Source organism: Paenibacillus sp. CB74, assembly GCF_055687625.1.
Map to the genome: position 1 here is coordinate 3,347,369 of NZ_CM146009.1, position 15,580 is coordinate 3,362,948.

General features: G+C 47.4%; 8 protein-coding genes and 1 tRNA gene. All 9 read right to left on the reverse strand.

Annotated features, from left to right (window positions below; genetic code table 11):
* Positions 1-2 precede the first annotated feature (2 nt).
* The 9 genes from ACX9NY_RS14745 to ACX9NY_RS14785 all read right to left on the reverse strand — a co-directional run bounded on the left by ACX9NY_RS14745 (position 3) and on the right by ACX9NY_RS14785 (position 15,579).
* A complete protein-coding gene (locus tag ACX9NY_RS14745) occupies positions 3-2,744 on the reverse strand; it encodes a hypothetical protein (protein WP_472479093.1) in 2,742 nt (913 codons plus the stop codon).
* A gap of 138 nt (positions 2,745-2,882) precedes the next feature.
* A complete protein-coding gene (gene pheT, locus ACX9NY_RS14750; RefSeq protein ID WP_472479095.1) occupies positions 2,883-5,336 on the reverse strand; it encodes a phenylalanine--tRNA ligase subunit beta in 2,454 nt (817 codons plus the stop codon).
* A gap of 84 nt (positions 5,337-5,420) precedes the next feature.
* Positions 5,421-6,455, reverse strand: coding sequence for a phenylalanine--tRNA ligase subunit alpha (gene pheS / locus ACX9NY_RS14755; RefSeq protein WP_047842255.1), 1,035 nt, complete (start codon positions 6,453-6,455; stop codon positions 5,421-5,423).
* Positions 6,456-7,054: 599 nt separating this feature from the next.
* On the reverse strand, positions 7,055-8,947 hold the full coding sequence (gene abc-f / locus ACX9NY_RS14760) for a ribosomal protection-like ABC-F family protein (RefSeq protein ID WP_472479098.1): 1,893 nt from the start codon (positions 8,945-8,947) through the stop codon (positions 7,055-7,057).
* A 517-nt stretch (positions 8,948-9,464) separates the two neighbouring features.
* Positions 9,465-9,535, reverse strand: a tRNA-Gly gene (locus ACX9NY_RS14765).
* A gap of 161 nt (positions 9,536-9,696) precedes the next feature.
* Entirely contained in the window at positions 9,697-11,823 is a 2,127-nt protein-coding gene (locus ACX9NY_RS14770; RefSeq protein WP_339240827.1) for a bifunctional diguanylate cyclase/phosphodiesterase, read from the reverse strand.
* A 290-nt stretch (positions 11,824-12,113) separates the two neighbouring features.
* The gene (locus tag ACX9NY_RS14775) at positions 12,114-13,070 is read right to left on the reverse strand and encodes an aldolase catalytic domain-containing protein (RefSeq protein WP_339198382.1); all 957 of its coding nucleotides are present in this window, start codon (positions 13,068-13,070) and stop codon (positions 12,114-12,116) included.
* 83 nt (positions 13,071-13,153) lie between these two features.
* A complete protein-coding gene (locus tag ACX9NY_RS14780; protein ID WP_472479101.1) occupies positions 13,154-14,467 on the reverse strand; it encodes a DUF4129 domain-containing protein in 1,314 nt (437 codons plus the stop codon).
* Positions 14,464-15,579, reverse strand: a complete 1,116-nt coding sequence (locus ACX9NY_RS14785) for a DUF58 domain-containing protein (RefSeq protein ID WP_124113687.1) — start codon at positions 15,577-15,579, stop codon at positions 14,464-14,466. The genes ACX9NY_RS14780 and ACX9NY_RS14785 overlap by 4 nt, the downstream gene beginning before the upstream one ends.
* Between the last annotated feature and the right edge of the window lies 1 nt (position 15,580).

The window sequence follows — 15,580 nt, forward strand, 5'->3', positions numbered from 1 at the left end:
CGCTAGGTCTGGTCCTGTTCAATCAATTCAATCCATTCGTTATATTCCGTCTGCAATTTCTTATATTCATCATGCAACTGACGATATTCCGTGTTCAGTTGCTCTGCCTTCTCCTGCTCCATCTCGCGTTCCACCTGTAACAAACGTAATTGGTTGGCTGCTAGTTCGTAACGCTCTCCCATCTCAAGCAATTCGGTTTCCATCATCTCTTTCTCTTGCGTTGCTTCTGCACGTAACTTATCCAGCTGTTGTCGTTCTTGCTCCAGTCCCTCCAGCAACTCGCTACTTGCAGCACTCTCACTCTTCCAAACCGTCAGTTCATTCTCAAGCGCGGACCAACGCTCCTGCCAGGATTGCTCCTGAGCCGCCCATTCATCCGCACGGCGTTTCCATACTTGGTCGTTCTGCTCTGCTTGTTCAACGCTTGAGCGAAGTTCTTCTTCACGTCTCGTCAACTGCTCTAGGCGGGATGCCAATTCGGCCTGTTTGACCGACAGTTCTTCGTATTTGATCTGCCACTCCAGCGCTTCTTCCTCGGTCTGGGCCAGTCGGTTCTCTTGCTCGGAGTAGCGCTCGGAAAGTTTTGCTGAAGACTGTCTTGCTTCTTCAAGTGCTCTCACAATCTCTTGCTTCTCTGAACTCAATTCATCAATCTTGGAACTGTAACTCTCTTCCCGTTGTAATGCATCACTGTAATCGTTACGGATTTGTTTATAATTATCCTGAAGTCGGTCCAGATCTTCCCGAACAGCATTTAACTCAACTTCAAGCTCTTTGCGTTTTTCTTCCAAGAGCTCAGCATCCTTCTGGTAATGGACAGCCTCTTCATGGTTAAAACGAGACTCTTCCTTCACTACGGACAATTCATCATGAAGGGATTGCACACCAGACTCCAATGTCTCATTTTGTTCAGCAACTTCGAGAATCTGGTTCTCCAGGTCCCCGATCTCAGCCAATCGCTGTTCAGCAAGGTCTTTCCAGGATTGCTCACGTTCCGTAAGTGTGCCGATCTCATTCTGCAATGTACGCACCGCGGCATGAGCCTGTTCAAGCACCTTATGCAACCTGCGCTGCTCCTCTTCCGACTTCACTTCAGCCTCACGAAGGTTTTGGACTTCCTGTTCAAGCTGTGCGTGCTGCTCCTGAAGTTTGCGCAGCTGCGCTGTAAGAGAGGTTTCTCTCTCTACAGTTTCATTATACTTCTGTTTCCATTGTTGCTGTGCATCACGGGATTGCTGGGCAGCCTGCTCCGTTTCACGCAGAAGTTCCTGCAACTGAGACCGGTCCTCTTTCAACTGCTCCAGTTGTTGTTCCAGTTCCGTAATTCGGCGACTTTGAACTTCCTGCTCCTGTATACGGACTCCATGCTCATGACGCAACGTTTCCAATTGACCACGCTCGTGCTGGAGCTGCTGTTCTTGCGCTGCAACTGTGTCCTGCGCACTGATGAGCTGGGTCATTACTTCTTCCAATTGCTCCTCGACATCTAACAGTCGAGTCTCCGCCTGTTTACGTTGTTCCTCAAGCTGCTGCTTGAGCTTGCTCCTTTCATCTTGCAACAAGGCCTCTGCCACTGCAGCGGCTTCGGTTGCCTGAGATGCTGCTGCTTCCTTGGCTTGTTGCAATTGTTCCTCAAGGGCTGCTTCTTTCTCCATCCATTCGAGTTCCGACTGTTCGGATAAGGCTTTGAACTCTGCATTTAATTGGTTTATCTGGTTCAGGCGCTTCTGCTCCGCTTGTTCCTGCAAGGCAGCCCGCTCCTGATTCGCTTGATCCGTCAGAGCCTGAGTCTGTTCCAGCGCTTTTTCTTCAACCTGCTGGAGACGAAGCTCCATCTGTTGCTGAAGTTCGTTATATTGCAGTGCCGCTTCTTCCTGAGCTTTTTTCAGGTTATTCTCTGCTTGCTCCAACTCTAACAAAATGGCGGACTCGGCTTCTTCCTTGGCTGTCTGAACCTGTTGTGCAGCTTCGGCTTCTATTTGTTGACGTTCTGCAATGGCACGACTCTCGGCTGCTTTTAATTGAGCGGCAGCCTTATCCTGCAATTCCTTATATTGAGCCGCAGCTTTGGCCTGCGCCTGCTGCAATTCGGCGGCAGAACGATTCTGAGCTTCTTTTAGCTGAGAAGCGGCCTGTGCCTGTGCAGTTTTGAGCTGATTAGCCGCTTTTTCTTCCATCTCCTTCAGCTGTCTCGTTGCCTTCGCTTCTGCTTCCTTGAGTTGTGTTGCCGCCTTGGCCTCTGCTTCCTTGAGTTGTGCCGTTGCCTGGGCCTGCAATTTCTGCACTCGTTCCGTTGCCTGGGCACGTTCCTGCTCAAGCAGTGTGTTTAACTTGTCCATTTCTGCTTGCTTGTCCGTCTCAGCTTTTTGCAGCGCCTGCTCTGCTTCAAGCTTCAGCTTCTGCAATTCAGCTAGAGACTGGTCACGCCGTTCCAATTCTTGTTGATGTTCATTTTGTATGGCGTTCAATCGATTTAATTCGTTTCTCAGTTCTGTACGTTCTCCAGTAAGCATCTTCAGCTCATTCCGGATTTCCTGTGTCTGAAGAGACTGTTCAGCCATATGTACAGCCGCCAGCACCGCAATACGCGGAGTATCCAGACGGGAATTTTGCTTGGAGATCGCGCTCATACGCTCATCTACCAGGTTAGCTACTTGTTTCATATAGTCGGCACTGCTGCCAACCAGTTTATAGGAAGTCCCGTAGATCTCTACGGTGACGCGTGTACGATCAGGTGTAGTCACAGTTGTGCCCTCCTTCAAGTCTGTATGTTGATTCTAAGCTGTAATCACAAAAAAGTCACATCGATCCTCTAATGCTAAGGATTCGATGTGACTTCAAACAATTCCTGCTAATCTTTGTTCAAAAAATGTTCTTCTGTCCTATTTACGCAATTCCGCTCCGAATTGCTCTTCCAGACGAGCCACTACACGGGCATGAACTTCAGTAACTTCCTCATCGGTCAGTGTACGTTCACGATTCCGGTATACCAGTGCCATCGCCACGCTCTTCTTGTTTTCACCCAGCTTACTTCCAGTGAACACATCGAATACTTGTACAGTTTGTAACAACTCACCCGCCGATTCACGAATGGCGCGCAGCATATCTCCCGCTTCAACATCCTCATTCACAACAACCGCGATATCACGTTCCATGGCTGGGAAACGCGGAAGTTCACGATAACGAATGTCAGCGTCTGCTTCATTGTAGATCGATTCAAGTGCAATCTCTGCGATGTACACATCATTCAGATCATACTGCTGTTGCAGTTCCGGATGCAACTGACCCAATGTACCGATCAATGTGCCTTCTCCGCCATCCTTGCCTTCCAGATAAACTGATGCAGAACGTCCGGGATGGAAGCCTTCGGGGCTGTTCGCTACCAAGCGAATGCGTTGTTCCAGGCCTACATAAGCGAACAGTTGCTCAAGTGCACCTTTCAGGTCGAAGAAATCTACTTTCTCCGCTCCAACATTCCACTGCTGGTTTGCACGATTCCCGGTGAGCAGCAAGCCCAGTACTGGGATCTCATGGGGTTGCTTGGTCAGCTGATCTTCTTCGGTGAAGAACACGCTGCCCACTTCGAATACAGCCAGTGAATCCTGTTTACGGTTCATGTTATACACCGCTGCATCTAGCATTTGCGGCAAAATACTCGTACGAAGCACACTGCGGTCTTCACTCATCGGCATCGCGAGTTTCACGGCTTTACTGCCTTGTGTCAACGCCGGGAATAATGTCGCTTTATCCGGGTGCACAAAGGAATAACTGATCATTTCCTGCCAGCCACTGCCTGAGAGCACTCCACGAATAGTGCGGCGCATCGCTTGAGAGCGTGTATATGCCCCCGGAGTTGTCGGTCCTTCAATCCATGTGGTTGGAATGTTGTCGTATCCGTACAAGCGCGCAATCTCTTCGAACAAGTCTACATCAAGTGTAATATCCCCTCTGCGTGTTGGCACTTCCACATCCAGCAGTCCTTGCTCAGCATCACCACATGCAAAGTGCAAGCGAGCGAAGATCGTTTTCACCTCAAGCAAAGACAGATCTGTTCCCAGATAACGATTCAGCCTGTTCAGCGACAATTGAATGACACGTTTCTCCGCCGCTTCTGCCCCAGCTTCCACAATTCCCTGATGCACTTCACCCTCAGCATAACGCTGAATCAGTTCAGCCGCACGATCCAAAGCCGTAATCACCGCACCCGGGTCTACTTCCTTCTCAAAACGCATGCTTGCTTCGGAACGCAGCCCCAGTTGGCGCGACGTTTTCCGAACGGTTCCGCCGTCGAATTTGGCGGACTCCAAGAGCAGATTCACCGTACCTTCCGATACCTCGGAATTCTCGCCACCCATAACCCCAGCGATGGCTACAGGTTTCACGCCATCCGTAATGAGCAACATGTGCGGCTCCAGCTTGCGCTCCTGTCCATCAAGCGTAACGATCGTTTCGCCTTCGTTGGCCATACGCACTTCAATATGGCCTTTTTCCAGCTTATCCGCATCGAATGCATGTAACGGTTGACCATATTCCAGCATGACATAGTTCGTGATATCAACGATATTGTTGATTGGACGAACACCTGCAGCCATCAGACGGTTTTGCATCCAGAGCGGGGAAGCACCCAGCTTAATGCCGGTTACATAACGAGCCGCATAGTGACTGCATTGCTCCTGTGCCTTAATCTCTACAGAGATATGATTCGCAGCTGCATCACCCACTTCAACCAGTTGGTCTTTGGGATTTGGCAGCTTCACTTCACGACCCAGAATGGCACCTACTTCATAAGCTGCACCACGCATGCTGAGACAGTCGGAGCGGTTCGGTGTCAGGTCCAGTTCAAGTACATGATCGTCGAGACCAAGAACCTGGCTGATTGGCGTGCCAACCTCTGTTGTTTCCGGTAGAACAAGAATACCTTCCTGTTGATCTTTGGGCAGCAATTTATCGTTCATGCCGAGCTCTTTCGCAGAACAGATCATGCCAAGGGATACCACACCGCGCAGTTTGGCTTTTTTGATATCCAATCCACCTGGGAGCTTCGCTCCAACCAAAGCTACGACTACCTTTTGACCTGCATCCACATTTTTCGCACCACACACGATCTGCAGATCTTCTTCCTGACCTGCATCGATAACACACACATTCAGTTTGTCTGCATCCGGGTGTTTCTCCTTGCTCTTCACATAACCTACAACAACTTTATTCACGCCCTTGTTGCGGTTCTCCACTACATCAATCTCGACACCCGCACGGGTAATTTTCTCTGCCAATTCCTGTGGCGTCACACCTTCAAGGGAAATATAATCAGACAGCCAATCTGTCGATACTCTCATGGACGTTCACTTCCTTCATCTATAAATTGGTATTCCCGGTTCATAACGCTTGCTCTATATTTGTTGATCCATTGTATTGTTAAGTTACAGCCTTCCGAATTGCTTCAAGAAGGTCAGATCACTATTGTAGAAGTGACGGATATCATCGACACCATACTTCAGCATGGCGATACGTTCCACGCCCATTCCGAATGCAAAACCGCTGTATTTCTCCGGATCATAACCACCCATTTCCAGTACTTTTGGGTGAACCATACCGCCGCCCAAAATTTCGAGCCAGCCGGTTTGCTTACATACCCGACAGCCGCTGCCGCCACATTGTACACAGGTTACATCCACTTCCGCACTTGGCTCCGTGAACGGGAAGAAGCTTGGACGCAGACGAATCTCCGTGTGGGAACCGAACATTTCGCGCACGAATTGCAGCAGGGTTCCTTTCAGATCGCTCATACGAATGTTTTCGCTGATAACCAAACCTTCAACCTGGTTGAATTGGAAAGAGTGCGTCGCATCATCGTCATCACGGCGGTACACTTTACCTGGGCAGATGACTTTGACAGGCACTTCACCCTTCATGCTCTGCATGGTACGCACTTGAACCGGAGATGTATGGGTGCGCATCAACAAGTCTTCAGTAACATAGAAGGAATCCTGCATATCGCGCGCCGGGTGATTCTTCGGCAAGTTCAATGCTTCAAAGTTGTAATAATCCATCTCGACTTCAGGACCTTCCGCTACGCGGTATCCCATGCCGATGAAAATATCTTCGATCTCCTGTACCACTTTCGTCAGTGGGTGCAGTCCGCCTTGACGTCCACGACGTCCTGGCAGCGTCACATCAATTTTCTCGGATTGCAGACGCTTCGCCGTCTCTTCTTTCTGGAACTGATCCTGCTTGCTGTCGATGACTTCCTCAATGGCAGCCCGAACATCGTTGGCTACTTGACCAATAACCGGACGTTCCTCCGCACTAAGCGCACCCATACCACGCAAAATTTCAGTTAATGCACCCTTTTTCCCCAAATACTTCACACGCAGATCACTGAGCGTCTGTGGATCATTCACACCAGACAACTGCTCCAGCGCTTCGATTTTCAATGCCTCTAAACGTTCTTTCATGTGTAATTGCCCCCTTTTTGTGGTGTTTTTGCAACAAAAAAAGGCCTTCTCTCCCCTGAAGGGACGAAAAGACCGTGGTACCACCCTTGTTAGACATCCATTGCTGCACGGGCCTTCTGGCCTGCAACTGGTTCTGTCTCACTTTGTACGGAATAACGACCGTTAACCGTTTGCCCCTACTGTTGCCTCTGTGTCTGCACACAAACAGGTTCAGGGAACCGCTTCGGAGTGAATTTCGGCAGCCTTGTTCTACAGAAACGCTCTCAATCTACGGCGCTTCCTCCCTGTCCAGAGGCACTGCTTACTTGTCTCCATCATCACGTTTACTTGTTAGTTTCAAACCTCTAGAGGTTGTCAAAAAGTCCGCTTTTGATTACGAATGATGCCTCGCGGCATCATCAGCATCGAATATGGCATTCAGCCGAAATGTCCGTTGCTCACGTAGTTTTCCTACGCTCCGCTACTCCATTTCTATCTTCATCCCATCTTCTCGGTACAGAAAACCACTCTTTTTGAACACATACCCTATATCGATGTAATCATCGATGATCGTTCATAATTATATGCAAAACAGATCGAAATAGCAAGCTGTCCATGTTCTAATTTATGCTTGCACCCTTATCTTTCAATTGTTTCAGGCGCTGCTGGATTTTGCGAATCTCAGCTGCCTCGACTGCTCGCTCATTCGAATGCTCGGGCTGTGTCAGACTGTCTTTTCCAGCAGTGCTCACAGGAGACAGCAACTCCGACAGGCGCATCTCCAATCGCAACCGCTCGTCATCGGATTCCCGTGTCTCTAGCGCACGCTCCCGAAGTTTGCTGGACTGCTCCCAATCCGACACGCCTCCTTCAAACAGGGTTGCTGTGCCCCCAGCTTCCAGATCGCACAATCGATTCGCAAGTGTCTTCGTCAGCATCCGGTCATGAGATACAAGTACCAAAGCACCTGAAGCCTGTTTTAATACATTCTCCATGACTTCCTGGGTATCGATGTCCAGATAGTTCGTCGGTTCATCCAACACCAGCAGATTCGCTCCACCAAAATACAGTCTCAGAAATGCCACTCTGCACTTTTCCCCCATGCTCAAATTCCCAATACGCTTGAACACGTCACCCCTTGAAAACAGGAAACATCCCAGAATGGTACGTGCCGCACTTTGTGTCATGGATGGGAGGGTAAGCAAACTATCCAGCAATGTTAAACTCTCGGGAAGCCCTTCCAGCTCCTGTGAAAAGTAACCGATTTTCAGCTGTGGATGCCGTGTTACCTTGCCCTGCGAAGGTTCCAGCTCACCAATCATCAACTTTAACAGTGTCGTCTTGCCCGTTCCATTAGGACCTCGTACGGCAAGCCGATCTCCGCGTTCAACGGTGATTCGAAGGTTACGAAGCACTGGCTCGTTACCCGTATATGAAAAACTCACCTCATCCAGGGCAACAAGCTGTCGTGCAGCCAGTGGATTCATCTGCAATTCCATGTTCAACTTTGCAGCTTCACGAGGTTTATCGACCCGTTCCCGCTCCAAACGTTCCAGCTGTTTTTGTTTTGCATGGTAACGTGAAATATTTTTGTTGGCTTTGGCCTTGTAGAAGCTCTGGGTGATCTTCACCTCCACATCGGTCGCTGAATTATGCGCTTTATGGAACCATTCCTGGTAGTTTCGAATCGTTTCTTCCAAAGCCTTACGCTCCAGCTCCTGCCTGCGGTAGATCGTTTCCTGTTCCCGTAATTCACGCTCTTTGTGGAGCTTGTATTCGGAGTATCCGCCTTTGTATTTGGTCAGGGCATCTGCACTGAATTCAATCACTCCTGATGCTACCTCATCAATAAAGGTTCGATCGTGAGATACAAATAACAGCGTACCTTCGTATGAGGATAACCACTCTTCAAGCCAGCGCATGCTTCCCTCATCCAGATGATTCGTCGGTTCATCCAGGATCAGGAATTTGGGCTTGCTGACAAGAAGTCCTGCCAGGCGAGCCTTTGTTTTTTGTCCACCGCTCAAAGAATGATAGGGTCTGTTCCAATGCTCTGCGGATAGTCCAAGACGTGTCAGTACCTTCTCTACCTCAGTCTCCCACATGTAACCGTTAAGCTGTTCATATTGCTCCATCACTTGCGTATAGGCTGCAAGCAGCTCATCATCCGCTTCAGTGCTAATGCTCAAACGTTGCTCCAGTTCTTCCAAACTCCGTTTCACTTCATAGATCTGACCGCTCTCACGCTGGACCGCATCCAATACATTCATGCCCGTCTCAATCTCCGAGCGCTGGCGCATGAATCCCCATTCCTGCTGCGGAATATGCCGTTCAATCCGTCCACCACCGTGCTCTTCTCCCAAAATGATTCGTAACAACGTCGTCTTGCCGCATCCGTTACGACCCAGAATGGCAAGTCGCTCGCCCTCATTAATCTCCAAATTCAATCCTGTAAACAATTCAATGCCGTTCCATTCTTTTGATACTTCATGTAAGCGTACCAATGTCATCATGAGGCCTCATCCTTCCTGCATCCTTTTTGCTGAACAAAAAAAACCGCTGGCATCAGCCGGCGGTTTGGCAATTCAGGGTTGGATCAAGCATTCAAAGACAGATCTAAGGTAAGCTACGGCATGAACAAAGAAACCCCAAACACAGGGTACACGTAAACCTCCAAGGTCTACTTGTTCCATACCTGATCCCATAGCTGAATTTGGACACACGAATCCCCTCATTGCTCAGCCGCTCTGGCTGACTGCGTCATAAAACTTTCTGCAGTTAACTGGGGTCAATTCATGTGTTTTACTTCATGGGACGTATGGTTACCTCTCATTCATGTGTAGTATCAATTTCTCCGTTATTGTACCAGATCATTGTAAAAAAGCAAAGGTTATAAATTATTCTGAAAGAATACATACTACTCACCAATCTGATGACATGCAGTCTTCTGATGATTGCTTTTATTCAAAAGTTTCTTTTATGACAGAAAAAAAGCCCTTGCATCGCAAGGACTTCGGTTTTGCTTCGTTAAGCGGGTGATGGGAATCGAACCCACGCTATTAGCTTGGAAGGCTAAAGTTCTACCATTGAACTACACCCGCATGAATGAAGATTTAATTGTTAAGTTCCTTAAGAAGTTAACAGTGATTTTACAAATAATAATATACCATGATCCTTTATAGCATGCAAGTCATGTTTTCCATTTTTTTCATTACGTATCAACATAAAAAAAGCAGGAGCACTCTTGCGCCCCCGCTGTTCCCTATCCTGTGGGCTTATCCACATCTCTCAAAAACTGCTTTTCAAATTCAGCAGCTTTAATCGGTTTGCTAAAGAAATAACCCTGAGCCTCATGACAGTGCTGATTGCGGAGAAAGATCATCTGGTCTTCGTTCTCCACGCCCTCGGCAGTCACTTTCAATTGTAAATGATGCGCCATTGAAGTGATGGTAGATACAATCGCAGCGTTGTTGCTGTCCTCCATGACTTCATTAACGAATGAACGGTCAATCTTGAGCCGATCAATCGGCAGATCCTTCAGATAGTGCAACGAGCTGTATCCCGTTCCAAAATCATCAATACTGATGTGCACACCAATTTCTTTGATTTTGCGCAACTGTTCGAAAGATCGGTCTTTATCAAATGTCATGCTCTCTGTAATCTCCAGTTCAAGCCATACGGGCTCTAGTCCTGTCTCCTTGAGAATGCCATTGATATTGTCCAACAAATGGGAATGCCTGAATTGTCTCATCGACAGATTCACCGAAACACACAGCTTACGATAACCAGCTTCCTGCCACTGTTTGTTCTGTGCACACGCTTCACGAAGCACCCATTCGCCAAGAGGCACAATGAGCCCACTTTCTTCTGCCAGAGGAATAAATTCCGCCGGAGATACCGAGCCTCGCTGCGGATGCTGCCAACGAACCAATGCTTCCATACCCACGATCAGACCACTTTGCAGATTAACCTGCGGCTGATAGACCAGGTAGAACTGACCTCGATCCAACGCCTTGCGCAGATCATTCTCAAGCTGCAAACGCTCCTGTGCCTTCATCTGCATCGCATGGGCAAAACGATTCAGTTCCATTCCTTGTTCCTTGGCACTGTGCAGAGCCGTATCCGCATTCTGAATGATCTCCTGTGGCGACTCACCATCATGCGGGAAAATGGCCATACCGATTCCAAGGGTAAGGTGATACTCATTGCCATCAACCAAAACGGGCTTTTCAAAAAGTTGAAGAATGGATCTTGTCCGTCGCAACGCCGTATTGGTTGAACTGAAATCTGTCATTGTCAACGCAAACTCATCTCTTCCCAGCCCAAAGACTTCTTCTCCTGGAAGTGACGAATGTTTCAGTCGTTGACCTACCTGACGCAAAACACGGTTAGCTGCTTGCTGTCCGAGCGAATCATTAATGGTCTTGAACCGGTTAATATTCAGGACCAGTACACCAACAAGCTGTTCCTCGACCACGGCATCATCCATCATTATTTTCAATCGTTGTGAAAGCCGACGACGATTCGGAAGTCCTGTTACATCGTCATGATGAGCAATATAGTTCATCTTGGCCTCCGCGACCTGCTGTTGCAGGAAAGGTGTGTCCACTACGGACGTATACAGTCCTTTTTGAATGAAAAAATATGCCATACAATTACTCAGCAACCCCAGCAGCAGATTGAGATCATTCACCCCCGTTGCTGAAACAAAATAACATTCTCCAAAAAAGAAACATAAGATGCCACATAGAATGGTTGGTACATCACCATCTTTGGATTTTTTCCATTGTACAAACAAAAGAACTGCAATAATGGCATAGAGCAACCCGACCATAAAATGAACCCGGGTGAAGATTCCACCAAGCACATCCCCATCAAGCATATTTGGCAACATGCTCCACTCCTGAATCGCCAATATGTACAAAATAACAAAGGCACCCAATGTTCCACTGAAGAGCAAGAACCTTCGTGGTAATGCAATTTCTTTCTCATTTAGGGTATATACGAGCAGCAAACCTACTGAACACACCAAAGATCCCATGGTTGACATCATTAAGGAGAACTCTGATTCCATCATGGCTCCATTTGGAATCTCTTCTGCAAATGAAACGATATGAACCAGTTCAAACAGACCAATCAATAAAAAGAGTGTTGTCAATAATGTTCTCCGAAGAGTTAGCTTCTGTGTCCGAAACAACCAGCTTTGATTGTAGATACCGATACAGGCCGCTGCCGCAGCGAATCCACCCAAGAGTGTCAAAACCGGGTAACCCGATAGGGTCAGATCAGAGCTTGAAGAGGAACGGAACCATTGACTTGCGAGGAAACACAATAAGCCGCAAACAGCGACCCAAATTATTTTTCTCTGATCTTGCAGATTAACCTTCATGCCGTGTTTTCCTTCCCGGGGTCACCTATCCTGAATTACATTAACCAAACTCAACAGCTTACTACATGATTCGACAAAAAAACATATTAACCAACGTTCAATTCACATGCATACACATGCTATCTGGTACATAATAACATTTAAATCTGCATACGTGAACTAAAAAATAGTCACTCCTAGGAATATTTATTCATAAATATAGAGAAAAACAAGGCATTAAGAACTAAAAAAACATGGATCTCCAGTTAGAGTCCATGTTTTCCTAATTTGCAACTGTATATCAGACTATATTACTTATCAAAATTCACTTCTGGCGTTGTTAATTTATCATAGAAATCAACGACCTTATCCTTGTCTTCTGATGAGCGAATCGCCATCGCTGAACGTGGGTGCTCGTCCAACGCCCCTGTAATCATGTAAGGCAGAATGTAACCCCATTCTTCTTTTTCTCTCAGTGGAACCATCAACTGTTCCAATACACCAAGTACTGGACGCAGATTGTATTTAGTTCCTTTCAGATGAGCTACCAACAATTCGGTTGGACAGTTTCCTGCCGCACGTCCCATACCATACACAGAAGCATCAAGCAGCTCAACGCCAAGTTCCGCCGCAACCAATGTGTTAGAAAACGCAAGCTGCATATTATTATGTGTGTGAACACCAAGACGTTTGTTAGGCAAATGAGTCTTGAACTTCTCTACCAGATATTTCACATCATTATGATCCAGACTACCGTAAGAATCGACAATGTAGACAACATCCACAGTACTTTCTTTGATCAATTCAAATGCTTCGAGCAGCTCATTCTCCATAACATTAGAGAGTGCCATAATATTAAGTGTAGTTTCATATCCACGATCATGGAATGTTTGAACCAGCGCAAGCGCCTTATCTACATCTTTGCTGTAGCAGGCAACCCGGATCAGATCCAGCATGCTCTCGCTGCGAGGCAAGATATCATTCTCGTCCACACGTCCAACGTCAACCAGTGCAGACAGTTTGGTATTGCCTTTTTGAGGAATCACTTTACGCAAGAAATCATCATTCAAGAAACGCCATGGTCCTGCTTCCTCAGCACCTTTCAGTAACTTCGGAGAGTTTTTGTATCCAATTTCCATATAATCAACGCCAGCTTCATTCAACCCAGCATACAGCTGTTGAACAAAGTCCACGCTAAAGTCCCAATTATTTACCAATCCGCCATCACGGATCGTACAATCTACAATTTTGCAATGATTTGTCTTCATTAATGTCTGCTCCTTTTCTGACCAACTTGTGTATTCCTCTCATGATACTTGAACGTGACAAGAAAAGTAAAGGGATTCCGGACTTATTTACTTCGATAAGATTTCCAGATTCGATCAATCTCAACCATATCTGATGCATCTGGAACCTTTCCTCCATACCGCACGCTGTTATACGCATCTGGCAGTCTCGCAGACAGATCATCTTCTTCTAGCTTCACACCATTTTGAATAATGGTCTGTGCAGCCTCGAGCGGAGTATGCGTCCCCTGTATTCCCACTCCTCGATGAGTAGCTCTATCGATCCAAGTCCGATAGTAATACCGAACACGTTCAGTCTCCTGAGCAGGTACCACTTCTTTTCTCCGAAACCAATTCTTCCGAACTTTTGCTGGCGCATCAAGCGTCTCACTCACATCGATATACTCCGTTCGTGGTTCTGCCTTCTTTTCACCAGGTTGTAACATTCCCTTGAATCGTTCCATGAGTCTGTTTATCGTTTTTCGTCCCAACCTCAGAAGCAGCCACAGGATTGCTCCTGCTACAGCACACATCACTACCCACCCCAGAATGTTCCAGAAGACTGAGGGCTCGGATGGGGGCTCTCTCCAGTCATTCGGGAGATTTAGCTGCTGATCGGGAGTGTCCATTGGCAATCGTGGCTCCTCGCCGGATATCGGGCCAAACCATCCCCTGATCCATGCGAGCAAGCGGTCACGTAGCGGTCCCAGCCATGCTGCGAGACTTGGGAAAGCACCGATCGCGACGATGACAATAAACATCCACATGAACCGCTGATGATTCGCACGTGCAAAATCTCGTAAAACCAATCTTCTCTTGCCATCATTGAGCATTGCCTGGTCCAGTTGCAGCATATATCGTCCAACCAGCCAAAAGGCAAAGCTGATCACTCCCGCAATATAGATCCATAGGGTATAGGTTCGTATCGGCTGCATGAATTCCAATGAATTCGAAGCAATCATAAGTACAATCGCACTGATTACACCCATAATCTGCAAACGCCATAACAATACAGAATGAAAGACTGGCTGGAAGGTCAGACCTGCATAAGCCGAGATGACTCCACACAGTATCAATGTGATGATATCCGGCATCGGGAGAATGAGGCTCATTCCTACAACGAGTCCGAAGAAAAATCCTACGAAGAGTGCCGTTACTCCACGAATAAATGTACTTTTCTCGCTAAAACCCGGAATTTTATACTGAATGAATTGTCCCAACCAACCCACGAGAACAACCAGGATGAATAATATATACGGCAAATGTTCCATGGCATAGAATGAAGCGAGTGTAAATATCGGAAATAGGTATATACCAGCCATCAAGACGGCAAACATCGCTATGAGTCCCTTGGTCGTCGCTGCCTGTCTGCTGCTCATGCACTCACCGCCTTCGTATTCCCCTTTACGTCTTCTACCGGGAGAATCGTCACACGATGTCCTTGTTCATGCAGACGTGCAATCTCATGCTCCATAGCGGCTGATACATAGGATGTAATCAGCAGATAGCTGCGGATTTGTTGTGCTTCTTCATTCAACCGTACTTCATCATTCAGGAATTGCTCCATGGGTACCATGCATTTCAGCTCTGTCTCCGCCATAGCTTCCAATAATCTTTCCAGATGAGGTGTGCCATAATCTGGCTCAATCCGAAGTGTATCGCGGCCGCCACCCACATGATAACCATTATGGGCGAAGCCTGCCGGTAGCCCTCTACCGATAGCATCCACTGCAGCCGTGGCAGCGTAACGGAGTGCCCGTTCAATCTTTTCGGGTCGAGTGACAACACTCCACATATCTGCAGATTCCTGAATATTGACTACAATCCAGGATTGCGGATCAGCTGTCCATCCCTGCTTGTAGACTTGTAATTCACCTGTACGTGCACTCGCTTTCCAGTGAATGCGATTCATGGGGTCGCCTGCGCCATAAGGCCGAACACCCAGAATCAAGAAAGGATCTTCAACGATCCATCGTGATACTTCCACTTCTCCCTGCCATACCTGATAAATTGCAGGAAGATCCTCTGCATTCACTAATGAAGGATACACGACCATAGACATTTGCAAAGGAATCGGTTTGGTGGAACGCCACACGCCAAAGAGATCCCCACCTGTCATCGTTGCTGTATTTAATGGATAAATCCCACGCTGAGTACATGTAAAAGGATGCTTGCGCGTAATACGAGTAAACGGTTTCAACGTAAAAATACTCTTGTGGTTCTGATAGATTTCGCCTTGGCTAATATCCATACCTGAGCCGGAACGAAATACAAACGACACGGGCATCATCGATTCAAGTCTGAGCCACGGTACGGAGACTCGCTTCTCATTCGATATCGTCTCCACCATCTCAAGTTCATCTCCAGCGTAACAACGCAGCTTGCTGAATTGTCTACTGTACTTGAGCTTTCGCAGTGCAGGTCGTCCGAACCACACACCATGTATAACAACGACAATGCCTCCAACAAGGACAAGCCATAATAATGCCATA

What these genes read in the sequence shown, in the direction of transcription:
- pheT (WP_472479095.1), bottom strand. Translation starts at nt 5,336, where the DNA reads ATGAGAGTATCGACAGATTGGCTGTCTGATTATATTTCCCTTGAAGGT.
- ACX9NY_RS14775 (WP_339198382.1), bottom strand. Translation starts at nt 13,070, where the DNA reads ATGAAGACAAATCATTGCAAAATTGTAGATTGTACGATCCGTGATGGC.
- ACX9NY_RS14785 (WP_124113687.1), bottom strand. Translation starts at nt 15,579, where the DNA reads ATGGCATTATTATGGCTTGTCCTTGTTGGAGGCATTGTCGTTGTTATA.
- ACX9NY_RS14780 (WP_472479101.1), bottom strand. Translation starts at nt 14,467, where the DNA reads ATGAGCAGCAGACAGGCAGCGACGACCAAGGGACTCATAGCGATGTTT.
- pheS (WP_047842255.1), bottom strand. Translation starts at nt 6,455, where the DNA reads ATGAAAGAACGTTTAGAGGCATTGAAAATCGAAGCGCTGGAGCAGTTG.
- ACX9NY_RS14770 (WP_339240827.1), bottom strand. Translation starts at nt 11,823, where the DNA reads ATGAAGGTTAATCTGCAAGATCAGAGAAAAATAATTTGGGTCGCTGTT.
- abc-f (WP_472479098.1), bottom strand. Translation starts at nt 8,947, where the DNA reads ATGATGACATTGGTACGCTTACATGAAGTATCAAAAGAATGGAACGGC.